The 18,604-nt window shown below is 62.3% G+C and carries 21 protein-coding genes and 1 tRNA gene; 14 read left to right on the top strand and 8 right to left on the bottom strand.

Going from position 1 to position 18,604, the window contains the following annotated elements; genetic code table 11:
- Positions 1-11 precede the first annotated feature (11 nt).
- A complete protein-coding gene (pgi, locus tag JHX88_RS10270; protein WP_076524120.1) occupies positions 12-1,634 on the top strand; it encodes a glucose-6-phosphate isomerase in 1,623 nt (540 codons plus the stop codon).
- 156 nt (positions 1,635-1,790) lie between these two features.
- Complete coding sequence (ftsY, locus tag JHX88_RS10265; RefSeq protein WP_076524122.1) at positions 1,791-2,879, top strand: signal recognition particle-docking protein FtsY; 1,089 nt, start codon at positions 1,791-1,793, stop codon at positions 2,877-2,879.
- A 163-nt stretch (positions 2,880-3,042) separates the two neighbouring features.
- On the opposite strand, the gene JHX88_RS10260 is transcribed toward ftsY, so the two are convergent.
- Positions 3,043-3,543: an Lrp/AsnC family transcriptional regulator gene (locus JHX88_RS10260; protein ID WP_076524124.1), complete on the bottom strand. Its 501-nt coding sequence runs from the start codon at positions 3,541-3,543 to the stop codon at positions 3,043-3,045.
- Positions 3,544-3,690: 147 nt separating this feature from the next.
- Here JHX88_RS10260 and trxB point away from each other — a divergent pair, with 147 nt between their 5' ends.
- A complete protein-coding gene (gene trxB, locus JHX88_RS10255; RefSeq protein ID WP_076524127.1) occupies positions 3,691-4,683 on the top strand; it encodes a thioredoxin-disulfide reductase in 993 nt (330 codons plus the stop codon).
- 29 nt (positions 4,684-4,712) lie between these two features.
- On the opposite strand, the gene JHX88_RS10250 is transcribed toward trxB, so the two are convergent.
- Complete coding sequence (locus JHX88_RS10250) at positions 4,713-5,612, bottom strand: LysR substrate-binding domain-containing protein (RefSeq protein ID WP_076524129.1); 900 nt, start codon at positions 5,610-5,612, stop codon at positions 4,713-4,715.
- A 298-nt stretch (positions 5,613-5,910) separates the two neighbouring features.
- Here JHX88_RS10250 and JHX88_RS10245 point away from each other — a divergent pair, with 298 nt between their 5' ends.
- Positions 5,911-6,714 carry a bifunctional sulfate adenylyltransferase/adenylylsulfate kinase gene (locus JHX88_RS10245; RefSeq protein WP_076524131.1) on the top strand — a complete coding sequence of 268 codons (804 nt, stop codon included), beginning with the start codon at positions 5,911-5,913 and terminating at the stop codon, positions 6,712-6,714.
- 138 nt (positions 6,715-6,852) lie between these two features.
- Here JHX88_RS10245 and JHX88_RS10240 read toward each other — a convergent pair whose 3' ends face one another.
- Positions 6,853-7,080 carry a DUF1150 family protein gene (locus JHX88_RS10240; protein WP_076524133.1) on the bottom strand — a complete coding sequence of 76 codons (228 nt, stop codon included), beginning with the start codon at positions 7,078-7,080 and terminating at the stop codon, positions 6,853-6,855.
- A gap of 10 nt (positions 7,081-7,090) precedes the next feature.
- Positions 7,091-7,501 (bottom strand): Hsp20 family protein, encoded by a 411-nt coding sequence (locus JHX88_RS10235; RefSeq protein ID WP_076524134.1) that lies wholly within the window; start codon positions 7,499-7,501, stop codon positions 7,091-7,093.
- Positions 7,502-7,729: 228 nt separating this feature from the next.
- Here JHX88_RS10235 and JHX88_RS10230 point away from each other — a divergent pair, with 228 nt between their 5' ends.
- From JHX88_RS10230 to JHX88_RS10220, 3 genes are read left to right on the top strand one after another with little or no spacing between them, the layout of a single operon-like run.
- Positions 7,730-7,963 (top strand): YdcH family protein, encoded by a 234-nt coding sequence (locus tag JHX88_RS10230; protein WP_084202940.1) that lies wholly within the window; start codon positions 7,730-7,732, stop codon positions 7,961-7,963.
- A 57-nt stretch (positions 7,964-8,020) separates the two neighbouring features.
- Positions 8,021-8,506 carry a 5-(carboxyamino)imidazole ribonucleotide mutase gene (gene purE, locus JHX88_RS10225; protein ID WP_076524136.1) on the top strand — a complete coding sequence of 162 codons (486 nt, stop codon included), beginning with the start codon at positions 8,021-8,023 and terminating at the stop codon, positions 8,504-8,506.
- Positions 8,499-9,533 carry a 5-(carboxyamino)imidazole ribonucleotide synthase gene (locus tag JHX88_RS10220; protein WP_076524138.1) on the top strand — a complete coding sequence of 345 codons (1,035 nt, stop codon included), beginning with the start codon at positions 8,499-8,501 and terminating at the stop codon, positions 9,531-9,533. The genes purE and JHX88_RS10220 overlap by 8 nt, the downstream gene beginning before the upstream one ends.
- An 85-nt stretch (positions 9,534-9,618) precedes the next feature.
- On the opposite strand, the gene JHX88_RS10215 is transcribed toward JHX88_RS10220, so the two are convergent.
- Positions 9,619-9,702, bottom strand: a tRNA-Leu gene (locus tag JHX88_RS10215).
- A 98-nt stretch (positions 9,703-9,800) separates the two neighbouring features.
- A complete protein-coding gene (gene lipA / locus JHX88_RS10210) occupies positions 9,801-10,754 on the bottom strand; it encodes a lipoyl synthase (RefSeq protein ID WP_076524140.1) in 954 nt (317 codons plus the stop codon).
- A gap of 146 nt (positions 10,755-10,900) precedes the next feature.
- On the opposite strand from lipA, the gene JHX88_RS10205 reads away from it, so the two are divergent.
- Positions 10,901-11,449 (top strand): peroxiredoxin, encoded by a 549-nt coding sequence (locus tag JHX88_RS10205; protein WP_076524142.1) that lies wholly within the window; start codon positions 10,901-10,903, stop codon positions 11,447-11,449.
- A gap of 79 nt (positions 11,450-11,528) precedes the next feature.
- On the opposite strand, the gene JHX88_RS10200 is transcribed toward JHX88_RS10205, so the two are convergent.
- A complete protein-coding gene (locus tag JHX88_RS10200; protein ID WP_076524144.1) occupies positions 11,529-12,491 on the bottom strand; it encodes an alpha/beta fold hydrolase in 963 nt (320 codons plus the stop codon).
- A gap of 11 nt (positions 12,492-12,502) precedes the next feature.
- Entirely contained in the window at positions 12,503-12,787 is a 285-nt protein-coding gene (locus JHX88_RS10195; protein ID WP_076524146.1) for an SCP2 sterol-binding domain-containing protein, read from the bottom strand.
- A gap of 127 nt (positions 12,788-12,914) precedes the next feature.
- On the opposite strand from JHX88_RS10195, the gene JHX88_RS10190 reads away from it, so the two are divergent.
- The 6 genes from JHX88_RS10190 to JHX88_RS10165 all read left to right on the top strand — a co-directional run bounded on the left by JHX88_RS10190 (position 12,915) and on the right by JHX88_RS10165 (position 18,580).
- Complete coding sequence (locus JHX88_RS10190) at positions 12,915-13,430, top strand: tetratricopeptide repeat protein (RefSeq protein WP_272848240.1); 516 nt, start codon at positions 12,915-12,917, stop codon at positions 13,428-13,430.
- A gap of 10 nt (positions 13,431-13,440) precedes the next feature.
- Positions 13,441-16,278, top strand: a complete 2,838-nt coding sequence (locus JHX88_RS10185; RefSeq protein WP_076524522.1) for a helicase-related protein — start codon at positions 13,441-13,443, stop codon at positions 16,276-16,278.
- Positions 16,275-16,592, top strand: coding sequence for an RNA-binding S4 domain-containing protein (locus JHX88_RS10180; protein WP_076524148.1), 318 nt, complete (start codon positions 16,275-16,277; stop codon positions 16,590-16,592). The genes JHX88_RS10185 and JHX88_RS10180 overlap by 4 nt, the downstream gene beginning before the upstream one ends.
- Before the next feature lie 256 nt (positions 16,593-16,848).
- Positions 16,849-17,187, top strand: coding sequence for a ferredoxin FdxA (fdxA, locus tag JHX88_RS10175; RefSeq protein WP_076524150.1), 339 nt, complete (start codon positions 16,849-16,851; stop codon positions 17,185-17,187).
- 372 nt (positions 17,188-17,559) lie between these two features.
- On the top strand, positions 17,560-18,069 hold the full coding sequence (locus JHX88_RS10170) for a CarD family transcriptional regulator (RefSeq protein WP_076524152.1): 510 nt from the start codon (positions 17,560-17,562) through the stop codon (positions 18,067-18,069).
- Between the two features lie 133 nt (positions 18,070-18,202).
- The gene (locus tag JHX88_RS10165) at positions 18,203-18,580 is read left to right on the top strand and encodes a VOC family protein (RefSeq protein WP_272848239.1); all 378 of its coding nucleotides are present in this window, start codon (positions 18,203-18,205) and stop codon (positions 18,578-18,580) included.
- Positions 18,581-18,604: the final 24 nt, after the last annotated feature.

Here is an 18,604-nt window from a genome sequence, read left to right as displayed (position 1 = left end):
GAGGAATACATATGAGCGATATCTGGACCCGGCTGAAAACCCATCGCGATGCACAGGGCGAGGGGCGTATCTCTGATCTTTTCGATGCCGATCCTGCCCGCGCGACGGCGTTCTGCACCGAGGTGGATGATGGGGCCGAAGGGCTCGTCTTCGACTGGTCCAAGACCATGATCGATACGGGCGCACGCGATCTGCTGATCGAGTTGGCGCGCGAAGCACAGGTCGAGGCGCGGCGCGAGGCGATGTTCTCGGGCGAGAAGATCAACGAGACCGAGGGCAGGGCGGTGCTGCATACGGCGTTGCGCAACCTGGATGGCGCTGTCCGCGTGGACGGGCAGGACGTGATGCCCGCCGTGCGCGAAACGCATGAGCGCATGAAGGCTTTTGCACGCGATATCCGCTCGGGCGCGTATCGGGGGCAGGGCGGCAACATCACGGATGTCGTGAATATCGGCATCGGTGGCTCGGATCTTGGGCCCTATATGGCGGCGCTGGCACTGGCACCTTATCATGACGGGCCACGCACGCATTTCGTCAGCAATGTCGATGGCGCCGATATCGCCGATACGCTGAAAGGGCTCGATCCGGCGACAACGCTTGTGATCGTGGCCTCAAAGACCTTTACCACCATCGAGACGATGACCAATGCCCGGACCGCCCGCGACTGGATGGCGGCGACTGTGGCCGAGCCCGCTGCTCAATTCGCGGCGCTGTCCTCGGCGCTCGACAAGACGGCGAATTTCGGGATCGATGCCAGCCGGGTCTTCGGTTTCGAGGATTGGGTTGGCGGACGTTACTCGGTCTGGGGGCCGATCGGACTGTCGGTCATGCTTGCCGTGGGGCCCGGGCGTTTCGACGAATTCCTGGCGGGTGGCGCCGCGATGGACGCGCATTTCCGCGCTGCTCCGCTGGAACGGAACCTGCCGGTGTTGCTGGCGCTGACCGGCATCTGGCATCACCAGATCTGCGGCTATCCGACCCGCGCCGTGCTGCCCTATGACAACCGGCTGCTGCGCCTGCCCGCTTACCTGCAGCAGCTCGAGATGGAATCCAACGGCAAGCGCGTGGCGATGGATGGCAGCGACCTGACCTTGCCCTCGGGGCCGGTGGTCTGGGGAGAGCCGGGCACCAATGGTCAACATGCGTTCTATCAACTGATCCATCAGGGCACGATGCCGGTGCCGTGCGAATTCATCCTCGCCGCACGCGGCCATGAGGAGGAACTGGCCCATCACCATGTCCTACTGGCGGCGAACTGCCTTGCGCAATCCGAGGCGCTGATGCGTGGCCGTACATTGAAGGAGGCACGGGCGTTGATGGCCGCCAAGGGGCTGGAAGGCGCCGAACTGGACCGGCAGGCGCGGCATCGCGTTTTCCCCGGCAACCGGCCTTCGACGACCCTGTTGATCGGGCAGCTGACGCCATTTGCCCTAGGACAGATCGTTGCGCTCTACGAGCATCGGGTTTTCGTCGAAGGGGTCATTCTTGGCATCAACAGCTTCGACCAATGGGGTGTGGAACTGGGCAAGGAGCTTGCGCTGAAGGTCGAGCCCTTGCTGAAGGGCGAGGGGGCGCCCGGCCATGATCCCTCGACCGAGAATTTGGCGAGCCGGTTCCGGCAGATGCGCGGATAGGCAAGGCGGGGGGCTGTCTGCCCCCCGGTCCCCGTTCCGGGGACTCCCCCCGAGGATATTTGGATGAAGAAGAAGGGGGCGGCGATTCCCTTGTTGCTCGACCTTTCCCTCGCTTTCGCGAGCGACTAGGTTCAAGCGGATGGAAAGGATGCGGATATGTCGTTTTTCTCGAAATTGCGCGAGCGGCTGACCCGCTCTTCCTCGAAGATCGGTGAGGGGCTGGACGATATCGTCGGCGAGGGTGTCCACGAGGAGCCGGCGGCGAAAGCCGAGTCGGTGGCTCGGCCGAAGTCTGAAGCGGAAGCCGTGTCGGAGTCGGAGCCTGAGGCGTTTGAGCCGGCACCATCCACGCAACAACCCGCCGGGGGGCTGGTGGGCCGCCTGTTCGGGCGCGGGCAGGCGCGGGCGGATGAGCCGCGGCGGGCGCTTGACGACGAGATGCTGGAAGACCTGGAGGATATGCTGGTCCAGGCCGATCTTGGCGTCGATACCGCATTGCGGGTCAGCGCCAATATTGCCGAGGGGCGAATGGGGCGGCGCGTGTCGGCCACCGAGTTGAAGGAATTACTGGCGGCGGAGATCACCCGGATCATGACCCCGGTTGCGCGGCCCTTGCCGCTTTACCCCAAGAAGCCGCAGGTGGTGCTGGTCGTCGGAGTGAACGGCGCGGGCAAGACGACCACCATCGGCAAGCTGGCCAGCCAGTTCCGCGCGGCGGGAAAATCGGTCGTGATCGCCGCCGGGGACACATTCCGGGCGGCGGCGGTCGAGCAATTGCAGATATGGGGGCAGCGTGCCGGGGTGCCGGTGATGGTGGCGGCGCAGGGATCAGATCCGGCCAGTCTTGCCTATGACGCGATGACCCGGGCCGAGGCGGATGGCGCCGATCTGCTGATGATCGACACGGCGGGGCGTTTGCAGAACCGCCAGGACCTGATGGAGGAACTGGCCAAGATTGTCCGGGTGATCCGCAAGAAGGACCCGGAGGCGCCGCATAATACCTTGCTGGTCCTGGATGCGACCACCGGGCAGAATGCGCTCAACCAAGTGGAAACCTTCCAGAAGCTGGCCGATGTGTCAGGGCTGGTGATGACCAAACTGGACGGAACCGCGCGCGGCGGCGTACTGGTGGCGCTGGCGGACCGTTTCGGTCTGCCGATCCACGCGATCGGGGTGGGAGAGCAGATCGACGATCTGGACGCTTTCGAGCCGGAGGAATTCGCCCGTGCGCTGGTGGGGCTGTAACTCGGCACAAGGAATGGAGAGGTCGAGTTTGCGTGGTCCCATCCGGAACCTGGAAGGGGCGTGACAAGTAGTCAGGCTGTTCATATAAATGATTTATATCAGTATATTGCAGTTAAGAATTCGATTTCTTCAAATGTCCTGAGTATCGCCTGATCCGGTGATTTCAACCAGCCTGGCGCACCCGTTCCTCGACGATCTCGAAAGGCACAGAAGGTTCGTCCTTGGCGCCGCGGATCACCAGCGACGTCTTGACGCTGGCCACGTTGGGCGCGGCGGTCAACTGGTCGGTCAGGAAGCGTTGGAAGCTGGACAGATCCGGAGAGACGCATTTCAGGATGAAGTCGATCTCGCCATTCAGCATGTGGCATTCGCGGACGAGGGGCCAGTCTTGCACGACCGCCTCGAAGGCCGACAGGTCGCGTTCGGATTGCGAGGCGAGACGCACCATCGCAAAGACCTGAACCTCGAAGCCCAGTTCCCGGGCGTCGATATCGGCGTGATAGCCGCGGATGAAGCCCATTTCTTCGAGCGAGCGGACGCGGCGCAGGCAGGGAGGGGCGGAAATGCCGACGCGACGCGCAAGTTCGACATTCGTCATCCGGCCATCCGCCTGCAGCTCGGCCAGGATTTTACGGTCGATCTCGTCCAGTTTCGTGCCGGTCATGCTGGCCTTCTTCCCTGTTCATTTTTGATTGCCGGAAACTACAATGCGCCCCGCCATTGCGCAACATTGTTTCTGCATATCGCGCAGCCATTGCGCCGGGGGCCTGGGGCCATTACCTAGGCACGGATATCAAGATCGAGGCGCAAGATGACCGACAGCACCCATACCAAACTCCTGATCGTCGGCTCGGGTCCGGCGGGTTATACCGCCGCCGTTTACGGTGCGCGGGCGATGCTTGAGCCGATGCTGATCCAGGGATTGCAGCCGGGCGGGCAGCTGACCATTACCACCGAAGTCGAGAACTGGCCGGGCGAGACCGAGATCCAGGGCCCCGAGCTTATGGTGAAGATGGAAGAGCATGCCCGCGCCATGGGCGCAGATGTCGTTACCGACATGGTGACGCGGCTGGATCTGGGGCAACGGCCATTCGTCGCGGAATGCGACAGTGGGCGGCGGGTCACGGCGGATGCGGTGATTCTGGCGACAGGCGCGCAGGCGCGCTGGCTTGGCCTACCTTCGGAAGAAAAGTTCAAGGGCTTCGGCGTCAGCGCCTGCGCTACCTGCGACGGGTTCTTCTATCGCAACCGCGAGGTGCTGGTGATTGGCGGTGGCAATACCGCGGTCGAAGAGGCGCTGTTCCTGACCAAATTCGCTTCCAATGTGACGCTGGTGCATCGCCGCGACAGCCTGCGGGCCGAGAAAATCCTGCAAAACCGCCTGTTCAAGAACCCCAAGGTCGAGATCATCTGGGATCACGAGTTGATCGAGGTGAAAGGTGCCGACGATCCCCTGGGCGTGACCGGCGCGGTGCTGCGCTCGACCAAGGATGGCGGGACGCGAGAACTGCCCGCCGACGGTGTTTTCGTGGCGATCGGCCATGCCCCGGCCAGCGAATTGGTCAAGGACCAGCTTGAACTGCATCACGGCGCCTATGTGAAGGTCGAACCGGGCAGCACGCGAACCTCGGTTCCCGGTGTTTTCGCGGCGGGTGATCTGACCGACCATTTCTATCGCCAGGCGGTCACCAGCGCTGGAATGGGCTGCATGGCGGCGCTGGATGCCGAGCATTGGCTGTCTGCGCAGGAAGAGGCCGAGGACGGCTTCGCCAAGGCCGAGCCGGAAAAGACCCCGGCGGAGTAATTCGCCTCCACCGGCAACAAGGAGTGCAATCAGGCTGGCCAGTCGCGCGCCGTCTTGGCCAGCTCCGTGCGTAGCCAGTCGCGGAAGCGGGCGATGGCGGGCTTTCGGCGAGCTTCCGAAGCGGTCACGAACCAATAGCTGTCCCCGGTGCCCGAGCGTCCGGGCAAGGGGGTAATGATCTGCCCTCGCGACAACGCGTCCGAGGCCAATGTTTCCCAGGCCATGAACACGCCTTGGCCGGAAATCGCGGCGTCGAGGCATAGCCCGCCATCGGCGAAAACCGGGCCATCCGGGATCGACTCGGGGTCGAGGCCATGCGGTGCCAGCCATTCCCGCCAACCGGCGAGTTGATCGTTCTCGCGCAGGATCGGCAAGTTCAGCAGATCGGCCGGTTGGCGAATGCGTTCCGCCAGTGCCGGAGTGCAGACCGGCATGACTCGTTGATCCAGCAGCTTCTCGGTCTTCAATCCGGGCCAGTCGCCACGCCCGACACGCAGCCCGACATCCACCCCGCCGATGCCGGGGGTAACCATGCGGCTGACGGGTTCCAGCCGGACGCGGATGGCGGGATGGGCGGCGGTAAAGCCCGGCAGGCGCCAGATCAGCCAGCGGCTGGCGAAAAGCGGCGCGACCGACACATTCAGCAGATCGTCCTGTGCCGGGTCCGCCAGCATGGCAGCGGCGGATAGCTCGGCCATGCCGCGCGACAGGCGGGTGGCCATGTCCCGGCCAAGAGCGTTCAGCCGGAGTCCGCTGCCGGTGCGTTCAAAGACCGGACGGCCAAGCTGGGCCTCTGTCCGGCTGATCCGCTGACTTAATGCGCCGGGGGTCACGCCAAGTTCCTCGGCGGCGGCCGAGAGGCTTCCAAGACGGGCAACCGCCTCTATGGCGCGCAGGCCGGTCAGCGGGATGCGATTCAGTGGGTTCATTTAGAAAAGCTTAACTAGATTGTCGTTAATCTCAATAGGTGATGGCCATTTCTGTCGCTATATTCAGATCATGTTACATCATCTTCGCCTGTTGTTGCGCCGAAACAAGGGTGCACTGGCCCCGTATCCGCCGGTCCGCGAACCGCTGGACCATCCTGAAATCAGACAGATGAACGCGCGACAGCTGGATGATTTGCCCATGCCGCGATGGTCTGCAGGGGAAGGCTCCGCCGATTGTCGCGGTTGATCCCGAAGAGGCAGGGGGTTACGGGCGGGGCACCTGTCACGAGGTTTGCCCATGACCAAGCTGAATCAGATCCCGATTCCCGAATTGTTCGTCTCGCCCGAGGCTGCCGAGAAACTTTCCGATGAGGGCGCGAAACTGCCCGGTTGGAGGCTGGCCTCCCGGCAAATCGGCGACCTGGATCTGCTGATGAATGGTGGCTTCTTCCCGCTCAAGGGTTTCATGGCGCAGGCCGATTGCGACAATGTCGTGGCGAATATGCGGCTGACCTCGGGGGCATCCTGGCCTCTGCCGATCACGCTGGAGGTGGGCGAAGAATTCGCGGCGCGGATCGAACCGGGCGATGATATCGGATTATTGGGCGGGCAGGGAGGCTTGCTTGCGATCATGTCTGTCACCGATCACTGGCAACCCGAGGCGGGAACCACAGGTGCCGTTTGCCTGGGCGGTAAGGTCAAGGGGCTGCGCGCGCCCGCCGGGGAAAAGACGAGGCCTAACCAGATGCGCGCCCTGTTCCGGGCGAATGACAGGGACCGAGTGGTGGCGATGAATGATGCTGAAATGCTGCCGGAACCCGAGGACGGGACGGTACTGATGCTGATGCCGGTCATAGAGCCAGTTCCGGCGACGGGGTGCGCCGGGATATTGCAGCACTGCGAGGCCGCGATCGCCGGGCGCCCCGATGCCTATCTCGTGCCGATCAACCTGGCTGTACGAGAGCGTGGGCCACGAATATCGATCCTGCAAGCGTTGGTGGCCCGGAATTACGGCGCGACCCATATCCTCGCCGAGGATCAGCCGGCATTAAGGCAGACGCTTGAGGAAGCAGGGCTCGAACTCGTCCCCCGCCGGAAATAGTTCCACCGGGTTCGCGAGTGCTCTTTCTTCTTTGTCTAAATACCTTTCAGGGGCGGTGGCATGCTGCGCCACCGATCCGGAGATGAACCGGCCGCGGAGAGGAGCGATCCTCCCCGCGGCCCGTCAATCGAAATCAGATCAGTGAACGCTGACCGGCGTCAGCTCGTTCTGACGGGCCAGAGAAAAGGCCATCTGGCGATCGCGCACCAGTGCCAGACGCTCGCCCTCGGCGTCGTGGACAGCATAGAGGCTGTCGACATCGGGAAGCTGGTCCTGCACTTCCTGCGGCAAGGTGCTGGTCGCGACTTGCCGGATATAAACGATATTTTCGACCGGATTGTCGCCGAAATCGAATTTGGTATCCATGATGATCCCCTTACTTACGGCTGATCGGAATGGTCTGGACGACCTGTTCGGGTTGAACCCGTCGCAGATCGATATGCAAAAGCCCGTTCTCCATCTGGGCCGAGACGACCTCGACCCCGTCGGCCAGAACGAAACTACGCTGAAAGGCCCGCGCGGCGATCCCGCGATGCAGGAAGACCCGATCTTCGCCCGTCTCTGCCATGCGCCCGCGGATCACGAGCTGGCGATCTTCGGTCGTGACGCTCAGATCCTCTTCGGCAAAGCCTGCAACGGCCAGCGTGATGCGAAACCCGTCGGAGGCGTTATGCTCGATATTGTAGGGCGGATAACCCTCAGAGCCTTTCGCGGCCCGTTCGGCCATGCGCTCAAGCTGATCGAACCCCAACAGATAGGGATGTGCCCCTAACGAAATCTTGCTCATCTTCAGCCCTTTGCTGCAAGCGACTGTGGTTTGCGGGCCCCGTTTCGGCAACCCGCCTGCAAACAATATGTGAACGCGAATTGCCGGGTGCAAGACCCGTATTGAGGCTCTTGTTGACCGGGAATGCGGTAAAATACCCGGCATTCCCGAACATGACGATATTAACAGAGCCGAAACAACCGGCTATACTCACGCGACCAGCGTCACTGTTCGATCGGACATCGCCAGATGAATATGCACCATGAACCAACCAGCCACGAGATGTCGCATGACGAGATCATTCGCGCCGAATTAGCGGTGCTGCGCGTCACCCATCGCGAGTTGGATCAGGAAATCACGACACTTTCCGAACAGAAACTGACCTCGACGCTGACCCTGCAAAGGCTGAAAAAGCAGAAGCTTGCGCTGAAAGACCAGATCGCCCGGCTCGAGGATGAGGTCACCCCCGATATCATCGCCTGATTGCGGGTGCCGCGCCCGCGCGTTATGGGAACCCGACGTGACGAAAAGGGGCAGGGCATGGAAAAACCGGTCGGAATCATCATGGGCAGCCAATCGGATTGGCCGACCATGCGCGAGGCCGCGCAGATCCTGGATGAGCTGGGCGTGGGCTATGAGGCAAAGATCGTCAGCGCCCATCGAACGCCGGACCGGCTATGGGACTATGGCAAGACAGCGGTCTCTCGAGGGCTGAAGGTGATTATCGCCGGGGCCGGAGGGGCGGCGCATCTGCCGGGCATGATGGCCTCCAAGACGCGTGTGCCGGTGATTGGCGTGCCGGTGCAGACACGGGCGCTGTCCGGAGTCGATTCGCTTTACTCCATCGTGCAGATGCCCAAGGGCTTTCCGGTGGCGACCATGGCCATCGGTGCGGCGGGGGCTGCGAATGCCGGGTTGATGGCGGCGGGAATCCTGGCTGTCAGCGACCCGGAACTTGCCGAACGGCTGGACCAGTGGCGGGAGGCTCTGTCGGCCTCGATCCCTGAGGAGCCCGTCGATGAGTGAAATCCGCGATATCGGTATTCTGGGGGGCGGTCAGCTGGGCCGGATGCTGTCGGCTGCCGCAAGCAGGTTGGGATTGCGCTGCCATATCTATGAGCCGGGTGCCGCGCCTGCCGGCGACGTGGCGCATGCCCTGACCACCGCGCCATATGATGACGAGGCGGCCTTGCGTGCCTTTGCCGAATCCGTGGATGTCATTACCTATGAATTCGAGAACGTGCCGACCTCGGCGCTGGATCTGCTCGAATCGATCCGGCCGATCCGCCCGAATCGTCGTGCCCTGGCAGTGTCGCAGGACCGGTTGACCGAAAAGACCTTTCTGAACGAGATCGGCCTTGCGACCGCTCCCTTCGCCGATGTGCCCGCCGAGCGCGATCTGGCGGCGGCGGTGGACCGGATCGGCGCACCTTCTATCCTCAAGACCCGGCGCATGGGTTATGACGGCAAGGGCCAGGTCAGGATCACCGATCCGGGACAACTGGAATGGACCGGCGCGGCTTCGGTATTGGAGGGGTTCGTCGATTTCAGTGCCGAGATAAGCGTGATCATCGCCCGTGCGGCCGATGGCCAGGTCGCGGCCTTTGACCCGGGGCTGAATGTCCACCGGGATGGAATTTTGCGGACCACGACGGTGCCCTGCGGGCTCTCGGGTCAGGTGACGACCGACGCGGTGCTGATCGCTGCCAGAATCGTCAATGCGCTGGACTATGTCGGCGTGATGGGGATCGAGCTGTTCGTGACCCCGACCGGGCTGATCGTGAACGAGATCGCGCCGCGCGTGCATAATTCCGGCCACTGGACGCAGGCGGGCTGCGCCGTCGACCAGTTCGAGCAGCATATCCGCGCCGTTACCGGATTGCCGCTCGGCGATGGCAAGCGTCATGTCGATGTCGTGATGGAAAACCTGATCGGAGACGATATGGACCGGGTGCCGGAACTGCTGGTGGATTCGCGAACGCAGCTTCATCTTTATGGCAAGGGCGAGGCCCGGCCGGGACGCAAGATGGGGCATGTGAACCGGATCGGGTGACTGCTTCCCGGGCGATGCGGAAAACCACCAGTTGCCGGAACACATGTAATTCCGCAGTACCCTGTGGGGCTTCTTTGCCGTGATGTGGTACCCGAGGCCGGACTCGAACCGGCATGGATTGCTCCGGCGGATTTTGAATCCGCTGCGTCTACCATTCCGCCACTCGGGCACTGGAAAACCGGGTAAGACGGAACGCGGGAATTTGCAAGACCTACGACGCCTTATTTGCGCAGTTTGCGGGCTGTTTCCAACACTCCTGTCAGCAGGTCATGCCTGCCCAAGCTTTGCCAGTCTTGCAGAGCGAAGACGCGCGAAATCGTCGCCCGCGTGATATGAAGAGCGCGTCAGAGGTGTGGCCGATACCATCAGGAAGCCCTTGCCATAGGCCGATTTCTCGTAACCCGCGAATTCTTCGGGCGTGACGAAGCGATCGAGCCGGTGGTGTTTCGAGGTCGGCTGCAGATATTGTCCAATGGTGATGAAATCGACATCGGCGGCGCGCATGTCGTCCATCACTTGCAGGACGCTCTGCCGATCTTCGCCCAACCCGACCATGATCCCGGACTTGGTGAACATCGCCGGGTCCAATTCCTTCACCCGCTGCAACAGCCGCAGGGAATGGAAATAGCGCGCGCCGGGACGGACCGAAGGGTAAAGGCCGGGGACAGTTTCCAGGTTGTGGTTGAACACATCGGGTCGCGCCTCGACCACGGTTTCCAGCGATCCGGGTTTGGATTTCAGGAAATCCGGGGTCAGCACCTCGATGGTCGAGTCCGGCGAACGATGGCGGATGGCGCGGATTGTCTGGGCGAAATGCTCGGCCCCGCCATCATCCAGGTCGTCGCGGTCCACGCTGGTGATCACCACGTGGCTGAGCCCCAGCTTCTGTACGGCATGGGCGACCCGTCCCGGCTCGAACACGTCCAGCGCATCGGGTCTGCCGGTAATGACGTTGCAGAATGAGCAGCCGCGCGTGCAGATCTCGCCCATGATCATCATGGTGGCGTGGCCCTGGCTCCAGCATTCGCCGACATTTGGACAGCCTGCCTCTTCGCAAACCGTAGAGAGGCGATTCTCGCGCAGGATGTCGCGGGTCTGTTTGTAACCCTCGGACGTTGGGGCCTTGACCCGAATCCAATCGGGTTTCCGGGGCTGCGACTGATCGGCGCGATGAGCTTTTTCCGGATGGCGCTGGCGGTGTGGGATCGTCGTCTCGGTCATCTCCGACCTTTCGATGAGTTTTCTTCTACCTAATCGCAAACAGGGGGTTGATCAACGGCACTCTCCATGCTGCATCCGCATATCTGTGCTGCGGCGCGGCACGGATATGAGGGGGGAGGCACTCATGATGGAAAAGGACAAGACAAATGAAGATCGGTGACAAGCTTCCCCATGTGACCTTCCAGACCCGCATTCGTGACGAAGCGGTCGGCGGTCCGAACCCGTTCCGCTGGCAGGCAGTGACGACCGACGATTATTTCAAGGGCAAGCGCGTGGTGCTGTTCTCGCTGCCCGGCGCCTTCACCCCGACTTGTTCGACTTACCAATTGCCGGGATTCGAGAAATCCTTCGGCGAGATGCGTGAGGCGGGTATCGACGCGATCTATTGCCTGTCGGTGAATGACAGTTTCGTCATGAACCAATGGGCCAAGTCGCAGGGGCTGGAGAATGTGAAAGTCATTCCCGACGGCTCGGGCGAATTCACCGAGAAGGCCGGCATGCTCGTGCGCAAGGACAATCTGGGCTTCGGCGCGCGGTCGTGGCGCTATGCGGCTGTGATCGATGATGGCGTTGTCGAGGCATGGTTCGAAGAACCGGGCCGCATGGATGACTGCCCCGAGGACCCTTATGGCGAAACCTCGCCCGAGTCGGTCCTGGCTTGGCTTCAGAACGCTCGCGTGGCCGAACCGGCCTGAGCCAATTCATCGAGACGGTGAAGGGCCGCCAATCTGCGGCCCTTTTTGCATCCGGCTCGAACTCGCCGGTCCGGATCGCCTAAGCGACGATTCGCTGCCGCGCGACATCGAATTGCTGCAGGGTCGCCTCAAGGAACCGGTTCCGCAGATCGGGAACTTCCATGACGACTTCGTGGCGGCAATCCTCAAATTCCAGCAGGCGGGAATCGTCCCAACGTCCCGCGCGGTCGCGGATGGCCTGGGACGACACGATTTTCTCTTTGTCCCCGACCGATACCGTCACCGGCAGATCGGGCGAGGGCAGCGCCGACAGCCGCGCACATTCCCGCAGGGCTTCGCCGAGCCACTGGAAACTTGCCCCGCCGATGGTCAGGTCGGGCCAAGCTGCGGCCTCGTGCAAGAGCCGTGTCCATTCACCGAGATCACCTGTCAGCAGATTCGAACCGAAAGCCTCGTCCAGGAAATAGGTGCCTTTCGCGCCGGTGCCGGGAGTCGGACGCTCTCCAAGGCCGAGCCGTTTTGCCAATGAGGTCACCGCCAGGGCGACGGGCCGGGGTATCCCATGCGGCTCGATCCCCCACATCGGGGCGGAAAACACCGCGCTGGAGACCGGCAATTCGTCGAACAGCGCCGCCAGCCCGATACAGCCGCCCATCGAATGGGCCAGCAGGTGCCATGGTTTCGGCAGATCGACCTGCGAGGCCGCGACCACCATTTCGATCACGTCGCGCTGGTAATCCTTGAATTCCCGGATGTGACCCGGCCTCGGATCGTCGAGCAACCGGTCCGACAGCCCCTGGCCCCGCCAGTCGATCGCCAGCACCTCGTAGCCCGCATCGGTCAGCTTGCGCGCGAAGGGGGCATATTTCTCGATATATTCGGTGCGGCCGGGAAAAAGCAGCACCCCGCCCACCGGATCGATGCCCTCGCAGCGCCACAGCGCGAGCCGCAGCCGTATGTCATCCTCTGCCTTGACCCAGAAAGCCGAGCCGGGTGACAGGGGATCGCCGGGAAGCTGGTGAAACGGTGCCTGTTCGATCATGCGTCAGCCGTTCACGACAGGGCCTGGCCCAGTTGCATGGCCACGCTCATGTCGCCGTCGAGCTGGAGCTTGCCGCTCATGAAGGCGGTGGTCGGGTTGACGCTGCCATCCAGGATACCCTCGAATGTCTCGCGGCTGGCCGTCAATGTCACCTCCGCCTCGTCGTCGCCTTCGCGCACGCCGTTGTCGTCGATCATGATCGATCCTTCATTCTCGATCACGAATTTGGCGGTCGAGGAAAAGCTGCCGATCTTCTCGTTCAGCTTCTCGACGGCGGCGTTCACGATGTCGCTCATTTCTTTGCGTCTCCTTGCGCTATGTCTGGTGCCCGGCGGGCTCTGTGGTTACATTCACGATATGCGCCCGGTTCGAACTTTTTTCCACCTTATCGTTACGGCATGCAATCGTGCAATCACCGCATGCGTGATCGTGATATGGGCGGGATTCGCCGCTGCGGCGCAGGATACCGATCTGGACGACCTGTTCGCGCAGCTTGCCCGGCCCGACAACGACGCATGGCGAATCGCCGAAGCAGATATCCTGCGGGAATGGTCGAAATCCGGCTCGCCTGCCATGGATCTGCTGCTCAAGCGCGGAGAGGAGGCATTGGACATGGGTGATCTGGACGCCGCCATCGGTCATCTGACCGCGCTGACGGACCACGCGCCGGATTTTGCCGCTGGCTGGCAGGCACGGTCGGCGGCCTTTGCCACGGCCGGTTATTTCGGTCCCGCCGCCGCTGATCTGGCCCGCACGTTGGAGCTTGAGCCGAGGCATTTCGGCGCCCTGACCCAGCTTGGTGTGATTCTGGAAGAGATGGAGGATGAGGAGGGGGCATTGGCCGCCTATCGCGAAAGCCTGAAGATCCATCCTCATCAGCAAGAGGCCATCGACGGGGTGGCAAGGCTGGAAAAGCAACAAACCGGCACCGATATCTGACATCATGAACATGCAATCACGCGGCCAGATCACCGCGGTCCTCGGCCCGACCAACACCGGCAAGACCCATTACGCCATCGAACGGATGCTGGCCCATCGGACAGGGGTCATCGGCCTGCCTCTGCGGCTGCTGGCGCGCGAGGTCTATGACCGGATCGTCAAGGCCCGTGGGCCCTCGGTCGTGGCGCTGGTCACGGGCGAGGAACGGATCGTGCCCGAGAGGGTGCAATACTGGGTCGCGACAACCGAGGCCATGCCCGCGATCGGTGCCGATTTCGTCGCCATCGACGAGATCCAGCTTTGCGCCGACCCGGAACGCGGTCATGTCTTTACCGACCGGCTGCTGAATATGCGCGGGTTGCACGAGACCCTGCTTCTGGGCAGTGACACGATGCGCCCGGCCATCTCGGCGCTGATCCCGGATGTTCAGTTCCAGCGGCGGGAGCGGTTTTCCACTCTTGGCTGGGCGGGGTCCAGGAAATTGTCGCGCATGCCCGCACGTTCGGCCATCGTCGGCTTCAGCGTCGATGACGTCTATGCGATGGCCGAACTGATCCGGCGACAAAAGGGCGGCTGCGCGGTGGTCATGGGGGCGCTCAGCCCAAGGACGCGCAATGCCCAGGTGGCGATGTATCAGGCGGGCGAGGTCGATTATCTGGTCGCGACTGACGCCATTGGCATGGGGCTGAACCTCGATATCAGCCATGTTGCCTTCAGTGCGACGCATAAATTCGATGGGCGCCGCGTCCGCCCGCTGTTCCCGCATGAACTGGGCCAGATCGCGGGCCGGGCGGGGCGGCATACCGACGCGGGCACGTTCGGCGTGACCGGCGAGGCGCAGCCCCTGGACGAGGGACTGATCGATGCCCTCGAGAACCACCGTTTCGCGCCGATCCAGCGGCTGATGTGGCGCAACCCGGATCTGGAATTCGGGACGATGGACCGGCTGGTCTCCAGCCTCGAAGTGGCGCCGGGGCACGAGCGCCTGTCGCGGGGGCGCGAGGCCGACGATCTGGCGGCCCTGAAAACCCTGCGCGACCTGCCCGAGATCCGGGATCGTGTGCAGGGCGGGCGCGATGTGCGGCTGCTTTGGGATGTCTGCCGGGTGCCGGATTTTCGCAGCATATCCCCCTCCGAGCATTCCGGCCTGCTGGCCCGGATCTTCGGGTTTTTGCAGGAAGGGTCGATTCCGTCAGACTGGTTGTCGCGGGCGATCGAGCGAATCGATCGCACCCATGGCGATATAGACGCGCTGTCGAAACGGCTGGCATATATCCGCACCTGGACCTATGTGGCGCAACGAGGTGGTTGGGTCGAGGACGAAAACCATTGGCGTGACGAGACTCGCGCGGTAGAAGACCGATTGTCGGATGCGCTTCATGCGGCTCTGACCCAAAGATTTGTGGACCGGCGCACATCCGTGCTGCTGCGCCGGCTCAAGCAGAAGGAGAGCCTTGTGGCTGAAGTGAATGACAAGGGCGAAGTGACGGTCGAGGGCGAGTTTGCCGGCCGGTTGGAAGGTTTCCGTTTCCGCCCCGACCAGACCGCGACAGCGGATGAGGCGAAGATGCTGAACCGTGTCAGCTACGAGGCATTGCGCCCGCATTTCCATCTGCGCGCCGACCGTTTCTACAATGCGCCCGATACAGAGCTGGATTTCACCGAACAGGGTGGGCTCATGTGGGGCGAAGCCGCGGTGGGCAAACTGGCCAAGGGCGCGGATGCGTTCAATCCCGGCGTCGAGGTTTTCGTCGATGACGAGGCCGGTCCCGAGATCACCGAAAAGGTTCGCCGCCGGTTGCAGCATTTCATCGACCGCAAGGTGGCTGCGCTGTTCGAGCCGTTGATGACCATGCAGAAGGACGAGGCGCTGACCGGACTGGCCAAGGGCTTTGCCTTCCGCCTGGTCGAATCGCTTGGCGTGCTGCCCCGCGAAGGCGTGGCCGCCGAGGTGAAGGAGCTCGACCAGGAAGCGCGGGGAATGCTGCGCAAGCATGGCGTCCGTTTCGGCCAGTTCACCATTTTCATGCCAGCCCTGCTGAAGCCCGCGCCGACGCGGTTGCGGCTGGTGTTGTGGTCGCTGGTCGAGGGGCTGGAGGAGTTTCCCGAAAGCCCGCCGCCCGGCCTGGTCACGATCCCGCATATCCCCGAGGTGCCGGAGGGCTATTACACGCTGTCCGGCTATCGCCCCGCGGGCGAACGTGCGATCCGCATCGACATGCTGGAACGCCTTGCCGATCTGCTGCGCGCCCAGGATACGCGCGGCGGGTTCGAGGCGAATGCCGATATGTTGTCGATCACCGGCATGACGCTCGAGCAATTCGCCGGGCTGATGCAGGGTCTTGGCTATGCTGCCGAGAAGGGCGAGCGGGAGAAGGTGAAGGCAGCAGAGCCGGTGCCGCCCACAGCCGCCGCAGCCGCGCCCGAACCCGAGGCATCGGATGCGCCGATGACAGAAGAGGAAAGCGTCCTAGCTGCCGAGACCCGTGCAAAATGGGAGGCCGAACAAGCCGAAAAGCGCCGTGCCGAGGCAGAGGCGGCGGGCGAGGCTGCCCCGGACGAAGAGATGCCGGTCGAGATGGAAGTGTTCTATACCTTCCGTTGGGCTCCCAAGCCACGCGGCAATCGTCGTCCGCAAGGTGAAGGGCAGGGGCGTCGCGGCCCCCGCAAGGAGGGACGGGCCGAGGGTGGCAAGCCCGGTCGTGAAGGCGGCAAGCCTCGCGGCAAGGGCGGCCCGAAGAAGGGCGGCAAGCCGCAAGGCCCCAAGACTTTCCATTCACGGCCCGAGAAGAAGGCTGATCCCGACAGCCCCTTCGCCGTCCTGGCGGCGCTCAAAGACAAGAAGTGACGGCTGATCCCGGCAGTCTGCGGCTGGATAAATGGCTGTTCCATGCGCGGCTGTTCAAGACGCGCGGGCTTGCTGCTTCGCGCGTCGAGGCGGGGGGTATTCGTCTGAACGGTCAGCCCTGCCGCAAGCCGGGACGGGCGGTCCGGCCGGGGGATCGGCTGGTCGTTTCTGCCCATGGCCGGGTGCGGATATTCGAGATCGTCGCGCTCGGAACACGCCGTGGACCGGCAAGCGAGGCGCAAGCTCTTTATGTCGAGCAGGAACCAGCCGGACCCGGCCAGCCTCGCCATGATTCGAGCGGTCTTTGCGGTTGATGTCGCCCATATCCGGTCATGAAAAAAATACCGCGCGGCTGTGATGTTCTTAGGTGAGCGGAATTTTCGGAACGCCATCGGGATGAGGGCGGGCGGATCACAACCGATTTGTCGCCGGGTGGGGTAGACCAGAACGCTATTCCGGTCAGGGGCATTCGCCGACCGGACAAGCAGGTCCATTATGAGGCCGGATGGGTTGATTGATCCCGGTGAAGGGACTAGGTGAAGTCCACAAAACCAATCCAAGAGCCCCGCGATGACCTATGTGGTGACCGACAACTGCATCATGTGCAAATACACCGACTGCGTGGAGGTGTGCCCCGTTGATTGTTTCTACGAGGGTGAGAACGCGCTGGTCATCCATCCCGATGAATGCATCGATTGCGGCGTCTGCGAGCCGGAATGCCCCGCTGACGCGATCCGCCCGGATACCGAGCCGGAGATGGAACAATGGGTCGAGTTCAACCGGAAATATTCCGAGCAATGGCCGGTAATCACCCAGAAGAAGGATCCGCTGCCCAAGGCCGAGGAAATGGATGGTCAGGAAGGCAAGTTGGAGAAGTATTTTTCCGAAGCGCCGGGTGAAGGCGATTAAGCGGGATTGTCACAATCGACTGAAAAACCGGTTGCAACCCGGGGCAGATTACGGGCGATTCGGGTTCGCGTTTGCGTGAACCGTTTAGTTTGATTCCCCTAACGTTCTGAATAAAAATAGAAACAACCTTTCTGCGCTGCGGCACGGCACCGCTGCGTAGCCGCTTTTTTTAACGTCTTATTTATGTTATGTTCAATTCAAGTCGCATCTGATGGGAGTCAGAGGCCTGGATGATGTGCGCCCACCGCTGCCGTTCCCGCGCCCTCTGCCGGGCACGGGCAATTAGAATGATCAAAACGAACCGAAGGCGGCCTTTGCCGCTTCCGGTTTTTTGTGCCCTCGGCCCGGAGGGCGCCACCTAGAGGAAGCCATATGTCGAAAGCCAAGAAGAATGAATTCCGCCCCGATGACTTTGTCGTGTATCCGGCTCATGGAGTCGGCCGGATCGTGTCGATCGAAGAGCAGGAAGTTGCGGGGCTGCGGCTGGAAATGTTCGTCATCTCGTTCGACAAGGACAAGATGACCCTGCGCGTGCCGACCGCCCGCGCGACCGAGATCGGGATGCGCGGCCTTTCTTCGCCGGATCTGGTCGACAAGGCGCTGGAAACGCTGAAGGGCAAGGCTCGCGTGAAACGCGCGATGTGGTCGCGCCGCGCCCAGGAATACGAGCAGAAGATCAATTCCGGCGACCTGATGTCGATTGCCGAGGTGGTGCGCGACCTGCACCGCAATGACGAGCAGCGCGAACAATCCTATTCCGAGCGTCAGCTTTACGAGGCCGCGCTGGATCGCCTGACCCGCGAAGTCGCGGCAGTCGGCGGCCTAGACGAAGGCGCGGCGCAAAAACGTGTTGGCGAAGTGCTGACGGCGCGCGCCGCCTGAACCCGCTCAAACCCATTCGCAAGGGCGTCCCGTTTCGGGGCGCCTTTTTCTTTGAGGTGACTTTGATTTTGTTGTTGGCTATGCGGGGCAAAACGAACCCCGCCACATTGTCACTCATGCAAAAGGCAACACCATGTCTTCGATATTCGATCATGTGACACTCGGAGTTTCGGATTTCCAGAAGGCACGAGGTTTCTATAACCGAGTGATGCCAGCGTTGGGATTGCCGCTTCTTTGGGAAAATTCAACCATGCTCACCTATGGTGCCGGGAACGAGGTTTTTGGTTTGCAGCTTGACGGCGCTAGTCCACGCAGAGGAACGCATGTGGCGTTCCGCGCGCGTGATCGAGAGAGCGTGAACCTCTTCCATTCCGAGGCTTTGGCAGCCGGTGGCATCGATGCGGGCGCCCCCGGTATCCGCCCCGAGTATCATGAAAGCTATTATGCCGCATTCATCAACGATCCCGATGGCAACCGTATTGAGGCCGTTTTCCATGATACAAAGAAGTGAGCACGGCATCATCCCGACCTCTCA

Source organism: Paracoccus saliphilus, from assembly GCF_028553805.1.
GTDB classification, from domain to species: domain Bacteria; phylum Pseudomonadota; class Alphaproteobacteria; order Rhodobacterales; family Rhodobacteraceae; genus Paracoccus; species Paracoccus saliphilus.
The sequence above is the reverse complement of the archived record's forward strand: the minus strand, read 5'-3'. Positions and strand labels throughout refer to the sequence as shown.